Origin of the sequence: Alkalibacillus aidingensis (assembly GCF_014595945.1) — a bacterium.
GTDB lineage: Bacteria > Bacillota > Bacilli > Bacillales > Alkalibacillaceae > Alkalibacillus > Alkalibacillus aidingensis.
Genome location: NZ_JABXWU010000004.1, coordinates 153,736 through 178,092 on the forward strand (window position 1 = coordinate 153,736; position 24,357 = coordinate 178,092).

The window sequence follows — 24,357 nt, forward strand, 5'->3', positions numbered from 1 at the left end:
ACAAAATTTAGAGTAAGGAGCGCAAAAGTATGAAATTTAATGTAACAGATCAACACATTATATCTGATTTACCATATGATCAGTTAACCATCTCAGGCGATGAGACAGAGGGGTTCCGCCCTTTTCAATTAATGGTATCATCCCTAGCAGGTTGTAGCGCCTTGGTGTACAAGCGTATTTTAAAAAAGCAAAAAATTGAATACGATGAAATGACCATTGAAGCCAACGTTGAACGTAGTGACGATTCGGTCAATAAAATCGAAAAAGTATCACTACATTTTAAAGTAACTGGGCAAAATTTAAATGAGGAGAAATTACAAAAAAGCTTACAAACAGCTTCGAAAAATTGTTCAATGGTTCAATCAGTTGTCCCAACCATTGATGTCAAAGAAACTGTTGAAGTGATTAACAAGTAAGGAGCAATCTTATGTCAGAGCCAAAACAAAACCTTGAAGCACTCAAATCACGTTTAGCTTATTTATTAGAGCAATTTGAAAATATCGACCCAGAAAAACTGACGGTCGAAGATATCGATGAATATATTCATCTGCTCAATGAAATGGAAGAGAAACTAAAATAACTCTGTAATCAACTCCCAATTATAAATTTTAAAAAGGGGGTTGATTTTTTTGATCTAACATTTTATTATGATAAAGTGTTAACGCGATATTGAGATAAACGAAAAGGGAGAAGTTATAGATGGATTTATCATGGATTGTTATTATTTCAGTGTTATTAATGACTGTACTTAGTCTACTTAAAGTTAATGTGCTATTGGCTATTGTTGTTTCAGCGATGACTGCAGGAGTAATGGCAGGTCTATCGTTCGAAGACTTAATTAAGACTTTTACAACAAACACAGCTAATGGGGCTAATACAGCGATTAGTTATATTTTATTAGGTGGTTTTGCCGTAGCGATCGCATTCACCGGTATTACGAAGGGATTTGTTCAGTTTTTACGCCGTGCGATTAAAGGTAGAAGAGGGTTAATTCTTACTGTGATCGTTGTTATTGCATCGTTATCACAGAATGCTATTCCGGTTCACATTGCTTTTATTCCGATATTAATTCCACCATTAATTGCGTTGTTCGATCGTTTGCAAATTGACCGACGAGCGGTTGCAACGGCATTAACATTTGGTCTTAAAGCTCCATATGTGACGATTCCACTTGGATTTGGTCTGATTTTCCAAGGGCTTATTCAGGAAAATATGGAGGAGAACGGAATTGACATTGCTTTATCCGAAGTTACTTTAGCAATGATTATTCCTGGTCTAGGAATGCTACTTGGTTTAATCATTGCTTTGACATTTACTTATCGTAAAAAGCGTGATTATAGCAAAGTTGAACCTGATAGTGAACCGACTAGTTTTGAAGAGGTTGATGATACACCATTTGTCTTTGAACGTAAACACCTCATGACAATTCTTGCAATTGTAGCTGCATTAGTGGTTCAAATTGTAACTGAGGAAATGATTCTAGGGGCACTAACGGGTCTTGTGCTCATGTTCTTATTAGTTGCTGTTCCATACCGTCAGATTGAGGACGTAATGAGTCGAGGGATCAGTATGATGGGGATGATTGCCTTTATCATGCTAGCGGCTTCTGGTTTTGCCGGAATTTTAGAAGAAACGGGTTCAGTTGAAGCATTAGTAAATGCATCATCTAGTTTGTTAGAAGGACAAAAGAGTATCATTGCATTAATTTTATTAGCTGTTGGTTTAGTCATCACTATGGGAATTGGAACTTCATTTGGTACGATTCCAATCTTAGCAGTTTTATATGTGCCAATCGCAACAGCAGCAGGCTTTTCACCTATGGCTATTGCTGTGTTAATTGGTACAGCAGGCGCATTAGGAGATGCCGGAAGTCCAGCATCTGACAGTACACTTGGACCGACTTCAGGTCTGAATGTAGACGGTAAGCACAACCACATTTGGGATACTTGTGTACCAACATTTATTCACTTTAATATCCCGATCTTTATCTTTGGTTGGATCGCTTCGATTATGTTATAAAAGTTTGAGTTTTGGCTGGTAGTGGTTAGGTCGTCGTTCAATGGAGTGAGAGTTGAGTGGGTCTAATTGACGAAACAGCGGGTCAGAAAGGTGAAAGTGTTAATTAGGAAAGCTCTAATTAACGAAATGGCTAGTCGGCAAGGCGAAAGTGTTAATTAGGGAGGCTCTAATTGACGAAATGAGTAGTTACAGAGTAGGAACCGTTAATTAAACTGACTCTAATTAACAAAAAAGCCGAGCACCCGGAAGAAATCGTTAATTAAAAAGTTTCTTATAGACGAAACAACCTCCAGATACTCCTAAAACGTCAAATAGCCTCCTAAAATAACCTTGTCACAATTGTGGCAGGGTTATTTTTTTAGCCAAAGCCTTCCAGTCATACTTTAGAAACAGTTTAGCCATATTACAAATAAGGTGTGTAATAAGACTTAATTGGTCGTGACGTTAAGGAGGAAAAGGTTTGAAAATGAAACGAGTGTTGATGTTTCTTATAAGTGTGGCTATGATATGTTCAGCTATACCTGTTGATGCAGAAGATGTATCAAATAAGCGATACGGATATGGTTATAAAAAGCAGTATAATGAACAACCACCTAATCTTGGTTTTTACGCACCACTTATTGAAAAATATAATGGGATTTATTTAGGTGATGAGGAAAATCGTATGGTTTATTTAACATTTGACCATGGCTATGAAGAAGGGTATACCGAGTCGATGTTAGATGTTCTTAAAGAAAAAGATGTACCTGCAGCATTCTTCTTATCAGGTCATTATGTAACAGACGCATCTGACTTGGTTAATCGTATGGTTGATGAAGGGCATATTCTCGGGAATCACTCCGATGACCACCTGGATTATACTAAACATAGTGATGAAGTGGTTAAAGAGGATTTAAGAAGATTAGACGAGAAAATTATTAATACGACTAATCAGGATTCTGTTCAATTTTTCCGTCCTGCAAAAGGTGTCTTTAGTGAAAGAACACTTAAACTAACAGATGAGCTAGGGTATACGAATGTTTTTTGGACGGTTTCACTTGTTGATTGGGAAAAAAATAAAAATAAAGGATGGAAGCATGCTTTTGACGAAGTGATTAAACAAATCCATCCGGGTGCGATTGTTTTATTACATGCAGTTAACGAAGATAATGCTGAAGCGTTAAGCTATCTAATTGATGAACTTCGTGATCGGGGATATGAGTTCGGTTCGTTAGATGATTTATTATGGCAGCAAAAAGTACCACTAGGATAAATATTTTTTGCTATCTTTAGGGGAATAATTGTAAACTAGTTATATGATGTACGGTAACAAAGGGGAGAGGTATGATGTGGAAAGAGTACTACCATGCAGCAGGCATTTATGATTTTGACTACGCATTACAAAGGTTAGCTATGGATCCGATCAATCATGTGAATTTAAAAGAACGTTGGGTGGATGTGCCGGTTTACTTAGAAGATGACCGTTGTGTCGTACGTGTAAAAGCGGAAGGAACGACTGAAAAGCCTGTTTTTTCCGTGATGTCTGATTATGACGATGACCAGGATGTCATCTTTGAGCATATTCGCAACATCTTTCAATGGGATCGTGACTTACAGGATGTTCAGGAGTTTTTTGAAGAAACGGATTTAGCCATGCTTTTCTTCACTTACGCTGGGACACCGATTGTACGAGATTTTCATCTTTATAATGCGTTAATGAAAGCGATTATCCATCAGCAGTTGAATATGAAGTTCGCTTATACGTTATCAACACGCTTTGTCCAAAAATATGGTGATCAAGTGGATGGAGCTTGGTTTTATCCTTCGCCAGAAACAGTTGCTGAGTTGGATTATCAAGATTTACGTGAGCTACAATTTAGCCAAAGAAAAGCAGAATACGTGATTGACACATCGCGATTAATCGCAAATGGAGATTTAGACTTAGAAAAGTTGGCAAAAGAGCCATCTCAGAAGGTGATGAAAGAACTTGGAAAAGTCAGAGGTGTTGGTCCTTGGACTGTACAAAACTGGCTTTTGTTTGCCCTAGGTCGTGAAAACTTATTCCCTGCGGCTGATATAGGGATCCAAAATGCATTAAAGAGACAGTGGAAGATGGAAGTGAAACCAAAAAAAGACGAAATCGAAAAAGCAGCTGAACGTTGGTCACCATACCAAAGCTATGCAGCATTAACGTTATGGAGAAGTATAGAAGGATAATTAAGGAGACCCGGCAAAATGAATTGACGGGTCTTTTTTAATATTGACCATCATCTAAAGAGACATCAGGGTCAAATTCTCCAAGTTCAACTCCTTCACATTCTGGGAAGTCGGGCTCTTCATAATTATAATTCACAGCATTACTCGGTGGATTTGTCTCCTCAACACCATTTCCGTTAATAATGGTCAAATCACCTGCAATTAAGATGTTCCCCCCAATTCCATTTAAGTAAGAAATTGCATCAATGGTTTCATTATGCATGATGGTTAAATGACCACCTGCGTGAAGGTCTGCATTGTCTAATGTTAATCCGTCTTTAAATTCGGTATCATTACCTAATCTAATCAGGCCGTTATTATTTTTGAAATAGGCAGGACCATCAACAATCGAATAGCCTCTAACGGCAAAACTCCCTTGATAGTCAATACCTTGACTAAAGCGTGAGTGACCACAAGCGAGGAATTCACTGTTCGGATTATTCCCGCTAGTTAATTGAGTGTCGATATAGGCATCACCATAGATGGTGACTGTTGATAGATTACTCACATCAATTCCTTGAAAAACACCAACACCATTAATAGTTAAGGATGAGTTATTTTGCATGCTAAATTGATTATCCACATAAAAATCACCTGTTTCCATATTGTCACAACTAATGGTTGCCCCATCTTTAAAATAAAAAGATTGATCTGAATCAGTTGTACAATCGTCACCACTCCAATTTTGTTCTTCTTCATACTCTTGATCCGGAGCCTCTGGTGGAGGCGGTGGTTCTTCACTCTCTTCATCCCAGTCCTCAGGAGGCATCTCACCTGATTCAATTGAGAGGCTAAGTTGGAGATCACGCTGATAATCTCGGCTGTAACCAATGACAGTGGCTGTAATGTTAGCCGTGCTTTCATCTATGGTAACGTCGATTCCATCTTCTAATTCAAAAAAGATACTAGAGTCCTCTGGGTCAACCTCTACTTCATCTATTTGATTGTTTAAATAAACTTCCATAGAATCAAAATAATCTTGATCTTCTAAATCAATATCATTTTCTTTAATGTAGGCAATCATTTCTTGTCTAATAAAATAGGCACCCATTTCTGCGATGTGAGTTGCCTGATAGTCGGTTTGGATAATATCGTTTTGTTTAGCGGTAGTGAGGATGCTACTCATGATCGTTGTCGCGAAGATCATAATTAAGACAACCGTCATTAGGACGATAATTAGCGTCGCGCCATTTTGGTTATTGATCTGTTTAGGAATCATCAAATTCGCCCCCACTTCCAGCTGGAGTAATCCGTGATATTCGAGTCGATATCGTTAATGGACGAAATCGTGGGTTATCAGTTTGGGTGACTTGCACTGAAAAATTAATACTTAAAGTTTCTGACAACGGTATGGTTACTGGAACGCCATGTTCTATGGTTGAACCTTCAATAGCTAGTTCATATTGTAAAGGAGACCCATCAAATGTATATGTCTCGCCATTATCACGCTCAATATGAATCACAGAATCTGTTTCTTGTTCAATAGTGTAACTATAAGCCGTTTGATGAATACTTGTTAGACGGTGGATTAAACGATTACTGTCAGTTTGTGCTTTTGAGCGCAATTCGCTTTGTTGATAATTTTCGATCGTTGTATGGGTAACAGAAAAGACGAGAGATCCAATGATAAAAGTGAGAACAATAGTTGCTAAGACCTCTATTAATGTAAGTCCACGCTCGTTAGTGATCATGAGTCCACCTCAATATAGGTATAAGTTTGCGTTTTGACATTTTGTTCCTCATCGGTAATAGAAATGGTAGCTTTTAATAATCGGCTAGAAACTGGCTCCTCTTCGACTTCTAAAATAAGGTAGTGATCAGGATTAGTTAAAAACTGCCCATCAGTGTTAACAGAGGGTATTTGTGGTAATCCGTCTTGGTTGAAATTAGAATATGTCCCAGGCTCAACGGTATTGCCGGCAAGCTCTCTTACATCCTCTAATCCTTGTCGTACAAGGTTGGTCGCAATGACTTCATCTTCGGTAACGTTTTGCATTAAAGCCGACTGGGTAAACATCGTGAAAAATCCAATCAAGACAATGGATAGAATGACTAGAGATGCTAGAACTTCAATTAATGTGGCTCCTTTGTCGTTCTTAAATATATTTTGTAACATTTCATAAAAACCTCGATTTTTTTATCAATTGCTATTATAATATGAATGATAAGCCTTTGTAATAAAAAAGCTCTAATACTAATGTAGCATAAAGTCTTAGTTAGTAAAGTATGACTGTATGAGAAAGGAAGGTCGACTTGGCACGTAGAATCAAGCTCAGGCTCGGTGAATTACTCGTACAAGAAGGATTAATTACCGAAGAGCAACTCAAAAAAGCGCTAGAAGAAAAAGATTCTAACCAAAAGCTTGGTGATAAATTGATAGAAGAAGGATTTATCACAGAGCTACAGCTAGTAGAAGTTTTACAAAAACAGTTAGATATCTCTCATGTTCGACTATATAATTATTCTTTCGATCAGTCAATTTTAAATCTAGTCCCTAAAGAATTTGCCATCGAACATAATATCATTCCGCTTAAGCGAGAACAGAATCGATTATATATTGCAACCGCTGATCCATTAGATTATTTTGTTATGAACGATTTACGCTTATCAACAGGTTTTAAGGTTGAACCTGTGATTGCGACGAAAGATGAGATCAGACAGAGTATCATGAAGCTGTATGAACGGGAGGATCTGAGTGATCAATTTTCAGATTTGAGTGAAGAGGATGAAACACCAGATTTAACATCTGAAGAGGAATCGTCTCCTGTCGTTAAGCTAATGAACCAACTAATTCAACAAGCCGTTGTTGAAAAAGCTAGTGATATCCACATTGACCCTCAAGAATTTCAAGTCACCATTCGTTTACGTGTTGATGGAGCACTAAGGACAGAACAAACCCTAGCTAAGAGTGTACAATCCCCACTAACGACACGAATTAAAATTATGGCCAATTTAGATATAACACAACAGAAGATTCCACAGGATGGTCGGATCAAACGTCAAGTTGAAGGACGAAATGTGGATTTGCGTGTCAGTACTTTACCAACGATATTTGGTGAAAAAGTCGTGATTCGTGTGCTCGATACGATGTCTGTAGCCAATCGGATGGAAGATATAGGTTTTGAAAGTGAACATCTTGAAAAGTTTAAAGAAATGATCGAGAAACCATATGGAATTGTTTTGCTAACAGGTCCAACTGGTTCAGGTAAAACATCCACTATGTATGCAGCCTTAAGACATTTAAATCGCGAGGAGTCTAACGTCATCACCGTTGAAGACCCAGTCGAGTATGAGCTGGAAGGGGTTAATCAAATTCAGGTCAATCAGCAAGTTGGACTGACTTTCGCTTCTGGTTTGCGCTCGATTTTAAGACAAGACCCAGACATTATTATGGTTGGGGAAATTCGTGATCCGGAAACGGCAAGTATGGCTGTTCGTGCTTCGATAACAGGTCACCTAGTCTTAAGTACGTTACATACAAATGACTCAGTCGGGGCAATCAGTCGATTAATTAATATGGATGTTGAAATGTTTTTAGTTGGGTCGTCATTAAATGGCGTCGTTGCCCAGCGTTTAGTCAGGACGATTTGCCAAGACTGTCGTGTTGAAAAAGAACCTTCTAAACGTGAACGCGATGTCCTAAACAAATACGGAATTCAACTAGATCATGTGAGAAAAGGTGAAGGCTGTCAGGCATGTAACATGACTGGCTATCGGGGTCGAACAGCTATTCACGAGGTGCTTTATATTAATGAACCCATTAGAGAAGCTATCTTAAATGGTCAATCGAAAATAGAAATTGAACAAGTCGCTAAAGAACAAGGTTTTGTCACACTATTTGAAGACGGCCTGAAAAAAGTTGAAAAAGGCTTAACAACAACAGAAGAAGTCTTTAGAGTTGCTGCTGAATAGGTGAAGCGATGAGTGTTGGAGGTATGAGAAGTGGCTTCCTTTAAATATGTCGCAGCTGATTATAACGGAAATATCAAAAAAGGCAAAGTAAAAGCATATAATAAAGATATAGCAAAGATAAGATTAAGAGAGTCGGGCTTAAAGATCGAGAGGATCGAAGAAATTAAAGAGTCGATCTGGTCTAAAGATATTCATATCGGAAGTCCTGTTAAGCATCGTGAGTTCGTCATCTTCTTACAACAATTCGGTGCATTACTTAAAGCTGGATTAACAATTGTCGAGTCGCTTAATATATTACGAGAACAGACAAGCAGTAAAATGTTAAAAGAGACGCTGTATTATGTTGAGATCGACATGCGACAGGGAAGTTCGCTAACCAATGCTTTAAAAAAACACCCTCATATTTTCTCGAGCATGTTTGTTAATATGATTCATAGTGGAGAAACGAGTGGCACATTAGAAGAGACGACCAATAAACTAGCTGAGTATTATAGTAAACAGCAACAGACGAGACAGAAGGTGAAATCAACATTTGCCTATCCAGTAACGGTGGCTATCGTTGCCATTGGAGTGGTGATTTTCTTAATGTTATACGTAGTTCCACAGTTTGTGGACATGTTTACTCAGTTTGATGCTGAACTCCCGGTGATCACACAGTTTGTCTTATCGATTAGTCATCTGCTACAAAACTATTGGTTGTTAATGATTTTAGTGACTATTGCCATTATGCTAGTAGTCATATCACTTTATCAAAAAGAAGAGATCCGACGAAAGCTGGATTACTATTTGCTTAAGACACCAGGGTTTGGTAAATTGGCCCTACAATCTAATATCGCATCAATGACTCGGACACTAAGCTCACTACTTTATAACCATGTACCGATCATTGAAGCCCTTAACTTAACCGAACAAACCATACGCAACCGTGAGCTAAGAGAAACCTTAAAGAAGGCGAGAACATCCTTAAAACAAGGAAGTACGTTATCAGAACCCTTTAAGGAACATTGGGCATATCCTTATTTAGTTACACAGATGATCGAAGTTGGAGAGAAGACCAACTCACTAGATGAAATGCTCGATCAAGTCGCAAGCTTCTATGAAAATGACGTCGATACGGCAACTGAGCAGTTAAAATCATTACTTGAACCATTACTCATTATTAGCTTGTCACTAATCGTAGGGACGATCGTATTAGCGATTGTCATCCCGATGTTTGAAATATTTAATCAAATATAAAAGATATATAAATAATTATTATGGAGGAGATGGAACCATGTTTAAGAGGTTATTGAAAAACGAGAAAGGGATTACGCTAGTTGAGTTGCTAGCAGTTGTTGTGATCTTAGGGATCATCGCGTTGATTGCTGTACCGGCGATTGCGAATGTGATTGAGGATTCGAGGTATGATAGTGTGAAGGCAACAGGTATAAATATAATTGAAGCTGCGGATTTATATGCAATCACAAATAATATAAGTGATGACGATGTCGATTTGGAAGATTTGGTGGATGGAAACTACCTTGACGGTGATTTAAGTGATTGGGAAGAGTTGGAAGCTGATCAAGGGGTTTTTGTAAAGATTAATTCAGATGATGAGAATGAACTCACAGGTAAAGGTACTGATGGAAATGTTTACGTTGAATTTGACGGAGCATCTATTTCTGAAATAAATGATGTAAGTGGCTCAGAATTGAGAAATGATGATACAGATAATGACGCTCCTGTAAGACAAGGTTCTGAATAATAATCACAAGCGCGGCTTTGCCCGCGCTTTCTTTATACATACCATACGAATTCTGAGGAATGATGTCGTTGCTTTTTATCTACTTATACATTCTCGTTTTAGGTTTAGTTTTAGGTTCTTTTTATAATGTGGTTGGATTACGGCTGACGAAAAGTGAGTCGATCGTTTACCCACCTTCGCATTGTCCGAAATGCCAGAAACGGTTACGGGTCTACGAATTAATCCCGGTCTTGTCATATCTAATCCAACGTGGGCGTTGTCGTCAATGCAATGAACCAATCTCACCAGTCTATCCGTTTTTTGAAGCGATCACAGGGTTATTGTTTGTGTTTGCTTTTTACCGAGTTGGATTTGATGTAGAATTGGTGGTAGCTTGGTTATTGATTAGTTTATTGGTCATTATTACGGTGAGTGACTGGCATGAACAGATTATTCCGGACCGTGTTTTGGCTTTTTTTGTATTGGTTTTTGTTATAATTAGATTATGGTTACCACTTGACCCTTGGTATGATGCATATCTTGGGGCTGCGCTTGGTTTTGGACTGTTGTTTGTGATTGCCTTAATTAGTAGAGGAGGCATGGGTGGTGGCGATATTAAGCTGTTTGGCGTATTAGGTTTAGTGCTGGGTATACAAGGGGTACTGTTAACCTTGATGCTTGCTTCACTGATCGGGTCTTTCATCGGAATAGCCTTAATAGCCTTTAGTAAAGTGAAGCGCGGCATGCCCATTGCATTTGGACCGTTTATTGCCATTGCAGCATTAGTTACATACTTTTATGGGGATTCATTAATCAATTGGTATTGGCAGTTATTCTAGTAATTTAGGTGGATGATGAAATGGGAAAGAAACATATGATCAATCTAGAGATCCGCGATTATGTCATTCGTTATATAGAGCCGAAAAAGGGTTCATCTAATGAAGTCGAACGGATGGGGGAGCACTTTTTGCCGTCAGGTGTCATTGTTGATGGGGTGATTGAGGAGAAAGAAGCCTTCAAAAAGATTATCCAGACGTGTGCAAAGAAGTGGCGATTGAAGCGGAAGTCAATTCGTTTATCGATGCCAGATTCGCTTGTATTTATTCGTAAGCAGATGATCCCTTTAGATGTCCCTAAGGATGAAGTGGAAAAATTTATTAACTTTAATCTCGGTGAGACGATTCATTTACCTTTTGAGGAGTCAATTTTTGAAACGGTATATATTAGGCAGCTAACGGATCAGCATGAGGTTAGTTTAATTTCGACAGACCGTGGTGTGGTTGATCAATACGTTGAGTTGTTAGATGATGTGGGCTTGAAGGTGAAAGTTGTTGATATTTCACCACTTAATTATTATCGTATTTTTTATCATCAAGATTTGGTGAGTGAAGAAGACAGATTTTTATTAATTCAGTATCATATTGATCGCGTTATTTTTAGTGCGTTTGTGGATCACACACCGATTTTCTTACAGGAATTTGACCTAGATTCTAGTGAAATGGTAACGAATCAATTAGGTCCTACCATGTCAAAAGAAGATTTTAATCGTGATTTAGTCATGGAAGAGTTTGAGGAGATGAACATTGAAGTTGAGCGTGTAGAGCGTTTTTATCAAATGGCGATGAACGAGGGTGAACAGCGTTTTTCTAAGATCGCGATCGTAGGTGATCACCCCTTTTTAGATCAAATGATTGACCGAATGGAAGAAGGGTATGAAACGCCAATTGTTTATTTAGATGAAGATCAATTAAACGGGCCAAAGGGAATGAGCTTAGAGTCGAAGTTTCATAACGTTTATGGCTTAGCGTTAAAGGGTGAACGTTAACATGTTAGTCGATATCAATTTACTACCGAAGAAGGAAAAGAATCGAACTCCATTTTGGATTTATTTCACTTTAAGTTTGTTTACCTTTGTGGTGGTTACTGGTGCAGGATACCTTGTTTGGGATCTAAACCAACAGCAGCAAACTCTATCTGATCGCTTACAACAGACAGAGCGTACGAATGCGATTTTACAGGCTGAGCTTGAGGGGGATGAGGAATACCAGCGAGCGGAAGCGTTGGCACAACTAATTGAGGAATTGGATGGTGGCTTTTCCAATACGACAGCAATGATGAGTCGTATTATTGACGCGATCCCAAGTGGTGGGATGCTCATTTCATTTAGGTTGGATGAATTGACGATTGATTTAACGATTCAAACGAACACTAACGAACAGGCGGTTAGTTATTATCAGGCATTAAGGGCGTTGGATGGTCTGAATGACGTGACAATCCATACGATTAACTACAATGAGAATGAGGACCATTACGTGACAAGCTATACGGTCAACCTCGAAACAGAAGAGGTGGAATCATGAAACTAACCAATACCCAAAAGCGTATGATGATCATATGGCCATTACTATTAATCATTGTTGCCGGAATTTTTTATTTCATTTATATTAATGGTTTGCAACAAGAGGTCAGTGACTTAGAGGAAGATGTCCGTTTAAATGAGCAGATGAGCAAGGCTCTTCAGGAAAGTGTAGAAGAGATGGAAGAAGAGGAGATTGCCGTTAATGATCTGCGTGCACGCCTACCACGACATATGGATGAGGCACAGGTGATCCGGATTGTTAACCGGGCAGCAACACGAACAAATTCAACGATTCAATCCTATGACTACCAGGAGCATGAAGTCGTGACAGTTAATGAGCTGTTTGAAGAAGAGGTTGAGCAAGGAACTGAAGAGATTGAAGTTTTAACGATGCTAATTAATGGTCAAACCGGTTCTTTCGGCCAATTAGAACGCTTTGTTGATGAGTTTGAAACGCATGACCGCTTAATACAAATTAACTCTTTACAAATTCAGACTGGAAGCGAAGATGATATCAGTTTTCGCATGCAATTCTCTGTCTTTGCTTATGATGAATAAACAAGCCGCTTATGAGAAGGTTAGATCTTTTCATAAGCGGCTTTTTGACTACTCTATAGCTCGGTTTTTTAATGTTGTTATGGCAATCATTAGACAGATGATTGTCAATATGATGGCAATTGCTAAACTAAACCAGGTTTCCGTTTCAATTTCACCGGAGTAAAAATAAACACCAATATAATCACTAATCAATCCTGGACTCCAAGTTAACACGTGACTATAGATACTTGTTATCGCATTAATTGCAATAATGGTAACAATCGATAAAAATGCCACCATACCTTGGGATTTAAAGAAGGTGTTAAATAGCATGACAATCCCTAGAATTAACATGAAATAGATGATGAAGAAAAAAGTACTGATTAGAATTTGTGTAAAGCTTATTGAACCGAATAAAATATTGATGTAATACCAAGCCACCAAAATGGAAGCTAACAACGCCACTGATACTAATAATAGAATAGAAGTGAATTTGGCTGTTATATAGTTAGTATAGCTTACAGGCTTCGATAAAATAAGCTCATAGACACCACTTTTTAACTCACTTGAAACGAGCCCCATAGAAATCACGATGGTAATTAATACACCGATCATGCCGAGCTGATTAAAACTCATCATCATCGCCTCTGCAACCGAAGGCATTGGAAAGTCAATCGTTGCTCCTTCTGGTAGTCCACCAACTGTCTCTAGTATTCGTGGTAGAAAGTAGGCTGTTAACGGATCCATAATCGCAAATAAAATAAAAACAATCGGTACCCAGATCCATTTGAAATTTCGCCAGTTCTCTAGCAATTCTTTTTTGAAAATGGTCGTCCACTGCATTATTCAGTCACCGCCTTCATGAAAATATCCTCTAATGACGATTTAGCTACTTCAAACTTGGTTAACTGCCAATCCTCGTTTTTTATCGTATCTAGTAATTGGTTTCTAGCAGCATTTAAATCGTGAACGGTAATAATGAATCCATGTTCTTGTCGAACGACTTTAAAGACAGAGTCAATTTCTTTTAACCGTTCTTCAATAAACTTTGGCTCTTCTGAAAAGGCTAAGCGAATCGAAACGGTGTCTTGTGAATCACTTACTTCTTCAATGGAGCCTTGTTTAATCATCTTTCCGTGATGAAGTAATAAAATCTCTTCACTAATTTCTTCAGCGTCGTTAAGGATATGTGTTGAGAAGAGGATTGTCGCGTCTTTTTTTAGCTCGCGAATTAGATTAAGTACTTCACGTCTTCCAATCGGGTCTAAGGCACTGACAGGTTCATCTAGAATGATCAGTTTAGGGTGATGAATTAACGCTTGGGCAATACCTAATCGCTGCTTCATCCCACCTGAATATTTGGAGATGCGTTGTTTTCTAGCATCTATTAAGTTCACAAGCTCTAGTAATTCATGAGCACGAGCTTTTGCTTCTTGTTTGCTTAGATGAGAGAGTTGGCCGACATAAATTAAAAATTCCTCACCGGTCATCCAGTTATGGAAGACAGGAAACTGTGGTAAGTAACCAACATAGTTCCTGACATCTTTTTTAAAGTTTTCCTCGCTGAAGTTAATCGTGCCGCTTGTGGGCTTGATAAAACCTGCAAGCATTCGTAAGGTAGTTGTTTTACCAGCCCCATTTGGACCTAATAAGGCAACACATTTACCCGGCTCTAAGGTGAATGATATATTGTCTACAACATTAGTTGATTGGTAGGTTTTTGTGAGCTGTTCAACTGACATTAAGGTCATCGTTACGGTCTCCTTCCTATAATGAAGTAAATAATCGGACCTGCTAGATTTCCGAGAATAATAATAAGTACCCAAAGCCATTTTGGACCTCGTGTTGCTTCAACTCGTTTTAAATCAATTAAGGCAATAATAATTAAAATGAATTGCAAAATGATAATTGGTAATAGTAATTGAATTAGCTGTGAGTCCACGCTAATCACCCCTTCTTATATCTAGTATACCTATTTTGTAGACTTCCTAATCTTAAGTATATCGTATTTTTTGAGAAAATTTTAAAAAAATCCAATAGGTGGAACGAAATTCACCTATTGGATCAGAATCAATCTATTAAGCTTCTAATTCGTCAACTTCAGCAACTTCGGATTCGTGGATATAGAAAGTAAAGGCATCTTTATAAATGGCAAATAGATCATATTGCTTTTCGCCCTGATTTATTTGTTCAAATACGTGCGGATAAGTCTCGTTAGCTTCGATCGCATAGGAAAGCTTGCTCATGGCTTTTAAGGAACGAGTGTTTGTTTTATTGATTTTCAAGAAGACAACTTCAATCTCCTGCTCCATAAACAGCTCCCAGAGAAATAGCTCTTTAGCATATTGGTTATAGCCTTGACCGAAATATGGCCGACCTAACCAAGTGGCAAGAAAACCTTTACCTTCTTCAATATCATAAAGAGTGATGGCACCGACTGGATTTTCCATTTCATCTAAGATGGTTCTAGAGATCAGCTCGCCATTCTCCTCTTGTTGGTTCATTTGATTAATAAAGAAGTAGTAAGCCTCCATGTTTTCTGCTTGTTCGCGAACATACGGCTTAACTGCCTCGTCACTTAATAATGGGAATAGTACAGGTACATCCTGTAGCTCTCTTCTTTTAAGCATAAAAAAACACCCTCCTTCTTAAAAAAGTCATGAGGGTGTCGCGCGCAAAAAGGCATAAGCAGTGACGCAGCAAGGTCGACCACCCTCGAATTTTTATCAGTTGCACATTGGTAAAACTTTATTGCACATAATGTACATAACAAAAATCCGGGGTGGGAATCGAACCCACTAGAACCACTTTCCATGAAGTGGTGGCGCACCATTTGCCTTCCCTTGAATTTAGCTAAATGAATTTTACAACATTCCAAGCCATTTGAAAATAGGTAATCATCACTTTTTAAAAGTTAATTTTTTCTGCCAATTTTACTGGTATAAATCCTCTAATGCGGACTGTAACTCAGGGAATTGAAACTCATAGCCAGACGTCTCTAATTTCTTAGGATAAACATACTGTCCCTTTAGAATTAAATCGCTCATTTCACCTAAAACGGATCTGATTGCCAATGCTGGCGCTGGTAACCAATGAGGCTTATTAAGGACTTGCCCTAAGGTTTTACCGAAGTCTTTATTCCTTTTAGGGTTGGGTGTGGTCAGATTAACTGGTCCTTTAATGCTACTTTGTTCGATAATAAAATCAATCATACGGACGACATCTAAAATATGAACCCATGACAACCATTGTTGGCCACTACCTAATTTTCCACCTACCATTAATTTATACGGCAAGGCTATCTTCGGAAGGGCACCATAACTAGCATCTAAAATCACGCCGAAGCGAGCCTTGACAGTACGAACACCCAACTGCTTAGCTTCGTCAACCTCAGTCTCCCAAACTGAGCACACTTCGGCGAGAAAATCCTCACCTGGGTTAACGGTATCTTCCGTAAAAATCTCCTCATGAGATGTTCCATAATATCCAATTGCCGATGCATTTATATAGACACGTGGCGTCTCACCTAATGCACCCATGATGCGAATCACCTCACGAGTGGTCGTGATACGACTATCAAGTATTTGCTTTTTACGTTCCTCATTCCAACGACCCACGTTTAATGATTCACCCGCCAAATTAATCACTGCATCTATGTTATGAAGTTCAATTTCGGGATGACTATCTTTGGACAGCCATTGAATATATTTAACATTGGGTTCATCTTGATATCGGTCAGGGTTTCTTGTCAGGACGAAGATCTCATCATCCTTAGCTGTAAAATGGTCGATTAGATGACGACCTACAAACCCTGTACCACCAGCCATAACAATTCTCAAAGTGGATGTACCTCCTTACCAATCTATATTATAATAAAATAAAGAAAACTTAGGAGTATCGCCATGGTGATTAGTAAAATTTCGAAACAAAAAAAGAATAGCAAACGTTACAACATCTATATTGAACGACAAGGTCGTGATGAGTTTGCTTTTGGTGTGCATGAGGATCTACTAGTACGATATGAATTGCGTAAAGGAATGGACCTATCAGAAGCAAAAATGGCTGAAATTAAAGAGCAAGATGCGATGTACAAGTACTATACCCTGTCGATTAATTACTTAAGCTACCGGATGCGAGCTAAATCAGAAATCGTAAAGTATCTTGAGAAGAAAGAAGCGACAGATGAAGAGATTGCATTTGTAATTGAACGGCTTGAAAGAGAGAATCTTGTTGATGATTTAGCATTCAGTGAAGCCTATGTGCGAACGAAAATGAATACATCATCCAATGGTCCGAATCGAATTCGTCAAGAGCTCTACCAAAAGCATATATCAGAAGCTATGGTAGAACAAGCCCTAAAGTACTATACACAAGAAAAAGAGATCGAGAAATTAGTCAAACTTATTGAGAAGAAATTGACTGCTACGAGAAAAAAATCCTTTCAAGAACAAATCAATCAGTTAAAACAGTCCTTATTACAAAAAGGCTTTTCATATGAAAGTATTGAAATCGCCCTAGAATCCATTGACCCAGGTGTAAATGAGGAAGAAGAAATGCAAGCTTTAACATACCAAGGGGAAAAGGCGTGGCGTAGATATGCTAGAAAGCATGAAGGTTATGAACTCAGCCAAAAAGTCAAAGCCTCACTTTACCAAAAAGGCTTTCAATCAGATTTGATTAATCAATTTATTGAAGAGAAAGAAATGGAAGAGGAATAGGCATACACAGAAGGAGATAGGTTTTCCGGCGAACACCGAATTCATTCAGTATTCGCCGGATTCTTTAATAATTCCTCGTTTTCGGTCTATTCCATAACCAACCGACAAGTGTTGTATCCACTTCACATTATCTTCTACTTATCTACATGAATCTCCGCGCGGCCATCATCTTGATTAATAATCTGTTTCGCATAATCTTCTGGTGATGGTAAGACGGATGGGTCAGGAACATAATCACTTTCATTCCAAAACGGTGTATTCATTCCTCCCATGTAGACAGCAGTTACGGCAATGTCCTCATCAGCCCATTCTTTTTGTAGACTTTCAGTAAATCCACGTTGAGCGTATTTACTTGCACAATAAGCTGACTCTTTAACTTTCCCAGTTAATCCAGCTGTGGAAATGATATTTAATACACGTCCTTGATTTTGATTAACCGATTCAATGAAGTGCTTGGTCATGTAAATCATGCCATGAACGTTGACATTAACCATTGTATCGATTTCTTGTTTAGTTAATTGATCAATTGTATCGAAAAAGCCGACACCAGCATTATTAATTAATACATCAACATCTGTTAAGTTGCTTGCTAGTTTTTCGACAGCTTCCCAGTCAGTAATGTCACAAGTATGGATACTGGCTTGTTGTCCTTGTTCTTCAATTAGCTGTTTCGTTTCAGCAAGCTTGTTTTCATTTCTTCCTACTAAATAAATATAATAATCTGCTTTAGCGTATGCCAAGGCTAGGGCTTGTCCTAATCCAGAACCAGCGCCTGTAATTAATGCTTTTTTCATGTTGAAAACCTCCATATATTTCTAAAGTATTTTTATTATGCCGAAATTTTGATACGATGTAAAATGGAATGTGACGAAAGGGGAATTAATTATGCAACGTCGATATAGTGATTATACAGTTGAAGAGCTTGAAAAAGAGATTGCTGAATTAACTGAGAAGGCCCAGAAGGCTGAACAAATGGGAATGGTCAACGAATATGCGGTTTATCAACGTAAGATTGTTATGGCTAAATCTTACACGATGAATCCTAAGAAATATAGAAAAGGACAAGTTTATGAGATCGTTGGTTCTCCAGGTGAGACATTTGAGATCAGTTATATGAACGGAATTTTCGCCTGGGGTTATCGAAAAGATCAAGAAGGCAATACGATCAATACTCAAGAAGCCCTTCCGATTGCCTTGTTAATTATGCAAGTAAAATAAAAGTTTACAGAGGCTGGGACATAATTAAGTGCAATCATGCTAAAGACGAATGAAGCCTAGTTTAATGCAGTCAATCTGCATTTTAAATGATCTTTAGCTGAACACTTTTGCCCCAGTCTGATTAATTTATGAAAGTGGTTCAAGCTTCTTCTGAAGTTTATCCTCAGAGTAAACCCAACCGGTATAAGATGAAATGATATTATAAAATTTATCGATTGCAACGATCGCTACAAATGGATAGTGCCCGTGAGAGCGATAGCGCAAGTCTATAAAACGTATTTCCGTATAATCGTCATAGCGATCAATTTCGTAACGATACATAGGTGAGAAATCTATGAAGGCTTTAACATTCTTATCCTGAAAAGCTGCATTCATTTCAGCCGTGTTTGGTAGTGGTATTTTTCTAAATGTATCTTTGATATCAATATGTCCATGATCGTAATCAGCCACATAATAGTAATCAGTCGCCTCAACAATAACTCGCCATTTATTATGATTAATCGTTGGTTGAGTAATGATTCTTTGAGCATCGGAAAAGTGTTTGTTTAGTATATCTGTAATTTCTTTCTTGTCGTAAAATCGTTTAATATAATATAGGAAAACGATGAAAAAGACAATTAAGTAAGTAACAGCAGGGTCTGCTCCTAAAAGCCATGCAAATCCTCCAGCCAGAAATAGAAAAAATATATAAGGGTCAAAAGTGCTGATCCAACCTAAGGCAATCCATTTATTCGTAAACGGCTTTAATGCTTGTGTTCCATACGCATTAAAAATATCGACAAACACGTGGAAGATAACCGAAAAAAGTATCCATAGCCATAAGTTTAAAAAGGCGACTTCAGGGTAGAAGAAATAAATTGCTAATGAAACCAGCACACTCCAAATAAGTACGGCTAATGGTGAATGGGAAGAGCCCCGGTGATGCCGAATGTAGGTTGCATTGTCCTTAAATTTAAATAATGTATCAAAATCAGGAGCGTGCGAGCCAATCACTGCCCCTATTAACACAGCATGGGCTAAGGATGGATCCTGTTGAACAGCAGGGTCTAATGTCGCTAATCCACCTACGGCAAAGCCCATGGTGATATGGGTTGCTGTATCCAATGGTTTGTACCTCCTTTACTAGATAGGTGATCAAATTGACTAATTCTATCCATTTTTCTATACCCATTATATTTAATGCAGAATCGTTTCAACAAGATTTAATTCATTGGTACCAGAAAGAAAAACGAGATTTACCTTGGAGACAAAATCAAGATCCCTATCGTATCTGGGTATCAGAAATTATGCTCCAACAAACTCAAGTTGATACAGTTATTCCTTATTTTGAACAGTTTATGGAACGTTATCCTACCGTATATGATCTAGCTAAAGCAGACGAACAAGAAGTACTGAAGTCTTGGGAAGGTCTTGGCTATTATTCCCGTGCACGCAATTTACATTCAGCGGTTAGAGAAGTTGTGCAAGAATACGGTGGAGAAGTCCCTTGTGAAAAAAGTGAAATTAAAAAGTTAAAAGGCGTTGGCCCTTATACACAAGGAGCCATTTTGAGTATTGCATATGGCCAGCCTGAGCCTGCTGTTGATGGTAATGTTATGCGTGTAATGTCAAGAATTTTACAGATTGAAGAAGATATTGCACAAGCGAAAACGAAAAAAATATTCGAAGACGTTGTCAAAACGGTCATCTCTAAAGAAGACCCGTCTTCTTTTAATCAAGGATTAATGGAATTAGGTGCACTAATATGTCGCCCAACTAACCCCAAGTGTGAGATCTGTCCAGTAAAAGAGCACTGTACGGCTTTTGAAAAAGACATTCAAGATCAATTACCGATTAAGACGAAAAAGAAGAAACAAAAGCGAGAAGCTTTCTTCACTTTAATTTTGCAAGATCAACAGGGCCGTTATTTAATACAAAAACGTCCCGAACAAGGTTTGCTAGCTAATATGTGGGAGTTTCCCTTAGTCTCAAAAGCTGAAGCAACTGAAGCTGATGTCCTTAATTGGTTAAAAGCAGATTATGGTCTTGAAGTTGAAGTGGATGAAAAAGGAGAACAAGTTAGACATGTATTCTCCCATGTTATTTGGGAGCTTGATGTTATAAAAGTCAAGATTATAAAAGGACATGCACCTGAGGGTTTAGGTAAGTTTGTAACGGTAGATGAGCTATCTCACTATCCTTTTCCTAATGTCCAGCAAAAGGTGATCAATCACCATTTGTTATAATGGATTTTTTTGGCAAAGTATTTTTGGATAAACCGCTCGCATTATGGTTAGATTATCAAATGCGGAGGTGATATAGATGGCTAAAAAGAACAACAGAACTCAAGCTGGTACAAACGCACAAAAAGTAAGACAACAAAACCAACAAGCAGCACAAGGCCAACAGTTCAATGAGGAATTTGCTGCTGAGACTAACGCGCAAGAAGTTAAGCGTCAAAACCAACAGTCTCAACAAAAGAAAAACCAAAATCAAAACCAAAACCAAAACCAACAATAACAAAGTGAATACTGAAGAAGCACTCCCAACTAGTAGGAGTGCTTCTTTTCTGATACATAATCTTAAAGCTCGACAATCGAATTCAAAACGTGGTTATGTTACAATGTCGATATTAATAATATCTAAAATAAAGGAACGCCAGTGGTTGTAGAAAGTAGGTTTGAGATATGATCATCCCAAAGGACGGAGAAAAAATTGAAATACAAAGTTATAAGCACAATGGAACGTTACACCGTGTTTGGGAAGAAACAACCGTGCTAAAAAGTCAATCAAATATTATTATTGGTGGCAATGACCATGTTAAAGTAACTGAAAGTGATGGTCGAACGTGGCGAACTAGAGAGCCTGCTATTACTTATTTTACGAGCTTGAACTGGTTTAATATTATCTCTATGATTCGAAATGATGGCGTATATTATTATTGTAATATTAGTTCACCTTACGTTGTTGACCATGAGGCGCTTAAGTATATTGACTACGATTTGGATATCAAAGTGTTTCCTGACCAAACTTATAAAATTTTGGATGAAGATGAATTTGAGCAACATCGAAAGCAAATGCAGTACCCAGACGTTTTACAAAAAATACTTTATAAGCAGCTAAGAATACTCGAACATTGGGTGCATCAAAGGAAAGGGCCTTTCGAACCTGACTTTGCTGAAAGATGGTATGAGCACTTTTTAACTTATTCTAATTAATGTGTGGTTGATTGATTAAATCACTCGTCGGATGACGAGTTTTCTTTTGTTTTAGGCTCTGTTAAAGTCCGTTGTTGTTATGGTGATTCGCTTCCGGTGGACGCTTTCCGCGGGCACGGCTTCAGCTAACTTGGGAAGAAAAGCGTTTCCCAAGTGGATCTTCAGCTCGTGCTGTTCCCGCAGGAGTCGCCACCTTCGCTCCCACCATACAACAACTAAGCGAAAATCTTCTTATTATCAACACTAAGCTTTAACAGAGCCTTGTTTTAAAAGAGAGTTGGTGAGAAATGTATAGTATTAAAAGGTATTTATATTTTGTTAAACCGTATAAGTGGAAGGTTATATTAACGATTTTAATCGGGTTGGTTAAATTTGGGATTCCCTTAATGCTGCCACTCATTTACATGTATGTTATTGATGATATTATCGACACGGACATGAGCGCATCTGATAAAACAGAACAGCTCTTGTGGGTGATGGGAATTGCCTTATTCGTATTTTTAATTTTACGTCCACCCGTCGAATATTATAGACAATATTTAGCGCAATACGTAAGTAGCAAGATTTTATTCGATATACGTGATCGATTATTTGATCACATCCAAAAACTAAGCTTGAAGTTTTATTCTAAAACCAAAACCGGTGAAGTGATTTCTCGAGTTATTCATGATGTAGAGCAAACTAAGACATTTGTTGTCACAGGGCTGATGAACATTTGGTTGGATATGGCGACGATTATCATTGCTGTATCGATCATGCTGACATTAGATCCTATTTTAACTTTAATTGCAATTATTTTATTCCCGGTATACGGTTATTCAGTTAAATATTTTTATTCCCGATTACGTCAACTGACTCGAGCCAGGTCACAAGCTTTAGCTGAGGTACAAGGTCATTTGCATGAACGGGTTCAAGGGATGCCTGTAATTCGAGGCTTTGCTTTAGAAGACCATGCTCAAGGAGAATTCGATGTTCAAAATAGGAAATACCTTGATCGTGCACTTAAGTTTACGAGTTGGAATGCTAAGTCATACGCTGTGACGCACACAATTACAGATATCGCACCTTTATTAGTGGTTGCAGTTGGAGGTTATTTAGTCATTGGGGAGATTGTAACTGTCGGGGTGCTAGTTGCTTTCATATCCTATATGGCCCAAGTTTATAATCCACTTCGCCGTTTAGTGAACAGCATGACTCAGCTAACTCAAGCCCATGCCTCAATGGACCGTGTTTTTGAGTTTATGGATGAGGAGTATGATGTTACTGATAAACCAAACGCGAAAACGTTAGAACAAGTTCATGGAGATGTCACGTTTGAAAATGTGTCGTTTCGCTATGATGAAGAGGAAGAAGAAGTCCTTCATCATGTTAATTTATCGATTCCTAAAGGGGAAACGGTTGCTTTTGTCGGTATGAGTGGTGGAGGTAAATCAACCTTGGTTAGTTTAATTCCACGCTTTTATGATGTGACTAGTGGTTCAATTAAAATCGATGGAATAGATATACGTGACCTTAAAGCACGTTCATTACGTGATCAAATCGGGATGGTATTACAAGATAATATTTTATTCAGTGATTCTGTTGAGATGAACATACGTATGGGAAAACCAGATGCGACAAACGAAGAAGTCGTTGCAGCAGCTAAAGCTGCTAATGCTCATGACTTTATTATGGATTTTCCAGACGGTTATGAAACTCTCGTTGGTGAACGTGGGGTTAAACTATCAGGTGGACAAAAGCAGCGTATTGCTATTGCTCGTGTTTTCTTAAAAAATCCACCACTTTTAATTTTAGACGAAGCGACGTCTGCACTTGATTTGGAAAGTGAACACTTGATCCAAGAAGCTTTGGATAAATTGGCACACAACCGTACCACATTCGTTGTTGCCCACCGATTATCAACCATTACACATGCCGATCGAATTGTGTTAATTAATAATGGAGTTATAAAAGAAGAGGGAACCCATGATGAGTTAATGCGTAAGAAGGGCTTATATTACGATTTATTCCAAGTACAAGAGTTGGATCAAGTTGAAGATCCGAAAGTTATTAGATAGACGTCAGCACCTAGGCAGCGAAAAGAGTGATGCCTAGGTGCTTTTCTAATTATGATGAGTTTGTGATTGAGATGACTTGATTGAGGTCTAATTGACGATAAGAGGTAGAAACAGGGGAGGATCGTTAATTAGAAGAGGTCTAATTGACGATAAGCGGTAGAAACAGGGGAGGATCGTTAATTAGAAGAGGTCTAATTGACGATAAGAGGTAGAAACAGGGGAGGATCGTTAATTAGAAGAGGTCTAATTGACGATAAGAGGTAGAAACAGGGGAGGATCGTTAATTAGAAGAAGTCTAATTGACGATAAGAGGTAGAAACAGGGGAGGATCGTTAATTAGAAGAAGTCTAATTGACGATAAGAGGTAAAATCAAGGGAGGAT

The 24,357-nt window shown here is 38.2% G+C and carries 28 protein-coding genes; 18 read left to right on the forward strand and 10 right to left on the reverse strand.

The window, feature by feature from the left end; genetic code table 11:
- The first annotated feature begins 29 nt into the window (after positions 1-29).
- From HWQ49_RS09065 to HWQ49_RS09085, 5 genes are all read left to right on the forward strand, one after another.
- On the forward strand, positions 30-416 hold the full coding sequence (locus tag HWQ49_RS09065) for an OsmC family protein (RefSeq protein ID WP_188207294.1): 387 nt from the start codon (positions 30-32) through the stop codon (positions 414-416).
- 11 nt (positions 417-427) lie between these two features.
- Positions 428-580: an SE1561 family protein gene (locus tag HWQ49_RS09070; RefSeq protein ID WP_188207295.1), complete on the forward strand. Its 153-nt coding sequence runs from the start codon at positions 428-430 to the stop codon at positions 578-580.
- Positions 581-699: 119 nt separating this feature from the next.
- The gene (locus tag HWQ49_RS09075) at positions 700-2,019 is read left to right on the forward strand and encodes a Na+/H+ antiporter family protein (RefSeq protein ID WP_188207296.1); all 1,320 of its coding nucleotides are present in this window, start codon (positions 700-702) and stop codon (positions 2,017-2,019) included.
- Between the two features lie 466 nt (positions 2,020-2,485).
- Positions 2,486-3,271, forward strand: a complete 786-nt coding sequence (locus tag HWQ49_RS09080) for a polysaccharide deacetylase family protein (RefSeq protein ID WP_188207335.1) — start codon at positions 2,486-2,488, stop codon at positions 3,269-3,271.
- Positions 3,272-3,345: 74 nt separating this feature from the next.
- Complete coding sequence (locus HWQ49_RS09085; protein WP_188207336.1) at positions 3,346-4,215, forward strand: DNA-3-methyladenine glycosylase family protein; 870 nt, start codon at positions 3,346-3,348, stop codon at positions 4,213-4,215.
- Between the two features lie 37 nt (positions 4,216-4,252).
- Here the strand turns inward: HWQ49_RS09085 and HWQ49_RS09090 are convergent, their stop codons facing one another.
- The 3 genes from HWQ49_RS09090 to HWQ49_RS09100 are packed head-to-tail and all read right to left on the reverse strand — an operon-like array spanning position 4,253 to position 6,370.
- Complete coding sequence (locus HWQ49_RS09090; protein WP_188207297.1) at positions 4,253-5,473, reverse strand: hypothetical protein; 1,221 nt, start codon at positions 5,471-5,473, stop codon at positions 4,253-4,255.
- Complete coding sequence (locus tag HWQ49_RS09095) at positions 5,463-5,945, reverse strand: hypothetical protein (protein ID WP_188207298.1); 483 nt, start codon at positions 5,943-5,945, stop codon at positions 5,463-5,465. The genes HWQ49_RS09090 and HWQ49_RS09095 overlap by 11 nt, the downstream gene beginning before the upstream one ends.
- Positions 5,942-6,370 carry a type IV pilus modification PilV family protein gene (locus HWQ49_RS09100; protein ID WP_188207299.1) on the reverse strand — a complete coding sequence of 143 codons (429 nt, stop codon included), beginning with the start codon at positions 6,368-6,370 and terminating at the stop codon, positions 5,942-5,944. Before HWQ49_RS09100 ends, HWQ49_RS09095 begins: the two co-directional genes overlap by 4 nt.
- Before the next feature lie 137 nt (positions 6,371-6,507).
- Between HWQ49_RS09100 and HWQ49_RS09105 the strand changes: the two genes are divergently transcribed.
- The 7 genes from HWQ49_RS09105 to pilO all read left to right on the forward strand — a co-directional run bounded on the left by HWQ49_RS09105 (position 6,508) and on the right by pilO (position 12,806).
- On the forward strand, positions 6,508-8,166 hold the full coding sequence (locus HWQ49_RS09105; RefSeq protein ID WP_188207300.1) for a GspE/PulE family protein: 1,659 nt from the start codon (positions 6,508-6,510) through the stop codon (positions 8,164-8,166).
- 30 nt (positions 8,167-8,196) lie between these two features.
- Positions 8,197-9,402, forward strand: coding sequence for a type II secretion system F family protein (locus HWQ49_RS14840; protein WP_317450924.1), 1,206 nt, complete (start codon positions 8,197-8,199; stop codon positions 9,400-9,402).
- Positions 9,403-9,439: 37 nt separating this feature from the next.
- The gene (locus tag HWQ49_RS09115; RefSeq protein WP_188207301.1) at positions 9,440-9,910 is read left to right on the forward strand and encodes a type IV pilin protein; all 471 of its coding nucleotides are present in this window, start codon (positions 9,440-9,442) and stop codon (positions 9,908-9,910) included.
- Positions 9,911-9,972: 62 nt separating this feature from the next.
- Positions 9,973-10,728: a prepilin peptidase gene (locus HWQ49_RS09120; protein ID WP_188207302.1), complete on the forward strand. Its 756-nt coding sequence runs from the start codon at positions 9,973-9,975 to the stop codon at positions 10,726-10,728.
- Positions 10,729-10,748: 20 nt separating this feature from the next.
- On the forward strand, positions 10,749-11,714 hold the full coding sequence (gene pilM, locus HWQ49_RS09125) for a type IV pilus biogenesis protein PilM (RefSeq protein ID WP_188207303.1): 966 nt from the start codon (positions 10,749-10,751) through the stop codon (positions 11,712-11,714).
- Position 11,715: 1 nt separating this feature from the next.
- Positions 11,716-12,249, forward strand: a complete 534-nt coding sequence (locus tag HWQ49_RS09130) for a PilN domain-containing protein (protein WP_188207304.1) — start codon at positions 11,716-11,718, stop codon at positions 12,247-12,249.
- Positions 12,246-12,806, forward strand: coding sequence for a type 4a pilus biogenesis protein PilO (pilO, locus tag HWQ49_RS09135; protein WP_188207305.1), 561 nt, complete (start codon positions 12,246-12,248; stop codon positions 12,804-12,806). Before HWQ49_RS09130 ends, pilO begins: the two co-directional genes overlap by 4 nt.
- A 48-nt stretch (positions 12,807-12,854) precedes the next feature.
- Here pilO and HWQ49_RS09140 read toward each other — a convergent pair whose 3' ends face one another.
- The 5 genes from HWQ49_RS09140 to HWQ49_RS09160 form a co-directional block, all read right to left on the reverse strand.
- The gene (locus HWQ49_RS09140) at positions 12,855-13,628 is read right to left on the reverse strand and encodes an ABC transporter permease (RefSeq protein ID WP_188207306.1); all 774 of its coding nucleotides are present in this window, start codon (positions 13,626-13,628) and stop codon (positions 12,855-12,857) included.
- The gene (locus HWQ49_RS09145) at positions 13,628-14,536 is read right to left on the reverse strand and encodes an ABC transporter ATP-binding protein (RefSeq protein ID WP_188207307.1); all 909 of its coding nucleotides are present in this window, start codon (positions 14,534-14,536) and stop codon (positions 13,628-13,630) included. Before HWQ49_RS09145 ends, HWQ49_RS09140 begins: the two co-directional genes overlap by 1 nt.
- Positions 14,537-14,538: 2 nt before the next feature.
- A complete protein-coding gene (locus HWQ49_RS09150; RefSeq protein ID WP_188207308.1) occupies positions 14,539-14,727 on the reverse strand; it encodes a PLD nuclease N-terminal domain-containing protein in 189 nt (62 codons plus the stop codon).
- Positions 14,728-14,863: 136 nt separating this feature from the next.
- Positions 14,864-15,415 (reverse strand): GNAT family N-acetyltransferase, encoded by a 552-nt coding sequence (locus HWQ49_RS09155; protein WP_188207309.1) that lies wholly within the window; start codon positions 15,413-15,415, stop codon positions 14,864-14,866.
- Between the two features lie 303 nt (positions 15,416-15,718).
- Positions 15,719-16,624: a TIGR01777 family oxidoreductase gene (locus tag HWQ49_RS09160; RefSeq protein ID WP_188207310.1), complete on the reverse strand. Its 906-nt coding sequence runs from the start codon at positions 16,622-16,624 to the stop codon at positions 15,719-15,721.
- Between the two features lie 63 nt (positions 16,625-16,687).
- On the opposite strand from HWQ49_RS09160, the gene recX reads away from it, so the two are divergent.
- Positions 16,688-17,503, forward strand: a complete 816-nt coding sequence (recX, locus tag HWQ49_RS09165; protein WP_188207311.1) for a recombination regulator RecX — start codon at positions 16,688-16,690, stop codon at positions 17,501-17,503.
- Between the two features lie 134 nt (positions 17,504-17,637).
- Here recX and HWQ49_RS09170 read toward each other — a convergent pair whose 3' ends face one another.
- Positions 17,638-18,297 carry an SDR family NAD(P)-dependent oxidoreductase gene (locus HWQ49_RS09170; protein ID WP_188207312.1) on the reverse strand — a complete coding sequence of 220 codons (660 nt, stop codon included), beginning with the start codon at positions 18,295-18,297 and terminating at the stop codon, positions 17,638-17,640.
- Between the two features lie 91 nt (positions 18,298-18,388).
- Here HWQ49_RS09170 and HWQ49_RS09175 point away from each other — a divergent pair, with 91 nt between their 5' ends.
- Entirely contained in the window at positions 18,389-18,721 is a 333-nt protein-coding gene (locus tag HWQ49_RS09175; RefSeq protein ID WP_188207313.1) for a YfhH family protein, read from the forward strand.
- Positions 18,722-18,847: 126 nt separating this feature from the next.
- Here the strand turns inward: HWQ49_RS09175 and HWQ49_RS09180 are convergent, their stop codons facing one another.
- The gene (locus tag HWQ49_RS09180) at positions 18,848-19,825 is read right to left on the reverse strand and encodes a metal-dependent hydrolase (RefSeq protein ID WP_188207314.1); all 978 of its coding nucleotides are present in this window, start codon (positions 19,823-19,825) and stop codon (positions 18,848-18,850) included.
- Positions 19,826-19,860: 35 nt separating this feature from the next.
- On the opposite strand from HWQ49_RS09180, the gene mutY reads away from it, so the two are divergent.
- From mutY to HWQ49_RS09200, 4 genes are all read left to right on the forward strand, one after another.
- On the forward strand, positions 19,861-20,946 hold the full coding sequence (gene mutY / locus HWQ49_RS09185) for an A/G-specific adenine glycosylase (RefSeq protein WP_223155087.1): 1,086 nt from the start codon (positions 19,861-19,863) through the stop codon (positions 20,944-20,946).
- A 76-nt stretch (positions 20,947-21,022) separates the two neighbouring features.
- The gene (locus HWQ49_RS09190) at positions 21,023-21,220 is read left to right on the forward strand and encodes a gamma-type small acid-soluble spore protein (RefSeq protein WP_188207315.1); all 198 of its coding nucleotides are present in this window, start codon (positions 21,023-21,025) and stop codon (positions 21,218-21,220) included.
- A 167-nt stretch (positions 21,221-21,387) separates the two neighbouring features.
- Positions 21,388-21,918 carry a nucleoside tri-diphosphate phosphatase gene (ntdP, locus tag HWQ49_RS09195; protein WP_188207316.1) on the forward strand — a complete coding sequence of 177 codons (531 nt, stop codon included), beginning with the start codon at positions 21,388-21,390 and terminating at the stop codon, positions 21,916-21,918.
- 287 nt (positions 21,919-22,205) lie between these two features.
- Complete coding sequence (locus HWQ49_RS09200) at positions 22,206-23,975, forward strand: ABC transporter ATP-binding protein (protein WP_188207317.1); 1,770 nt, start codon at positions 22,206-22,208, stop codon at positions 23,973-23,975.
- Positions 23,976-24,357: the final 382 nt, after the last annotated feature.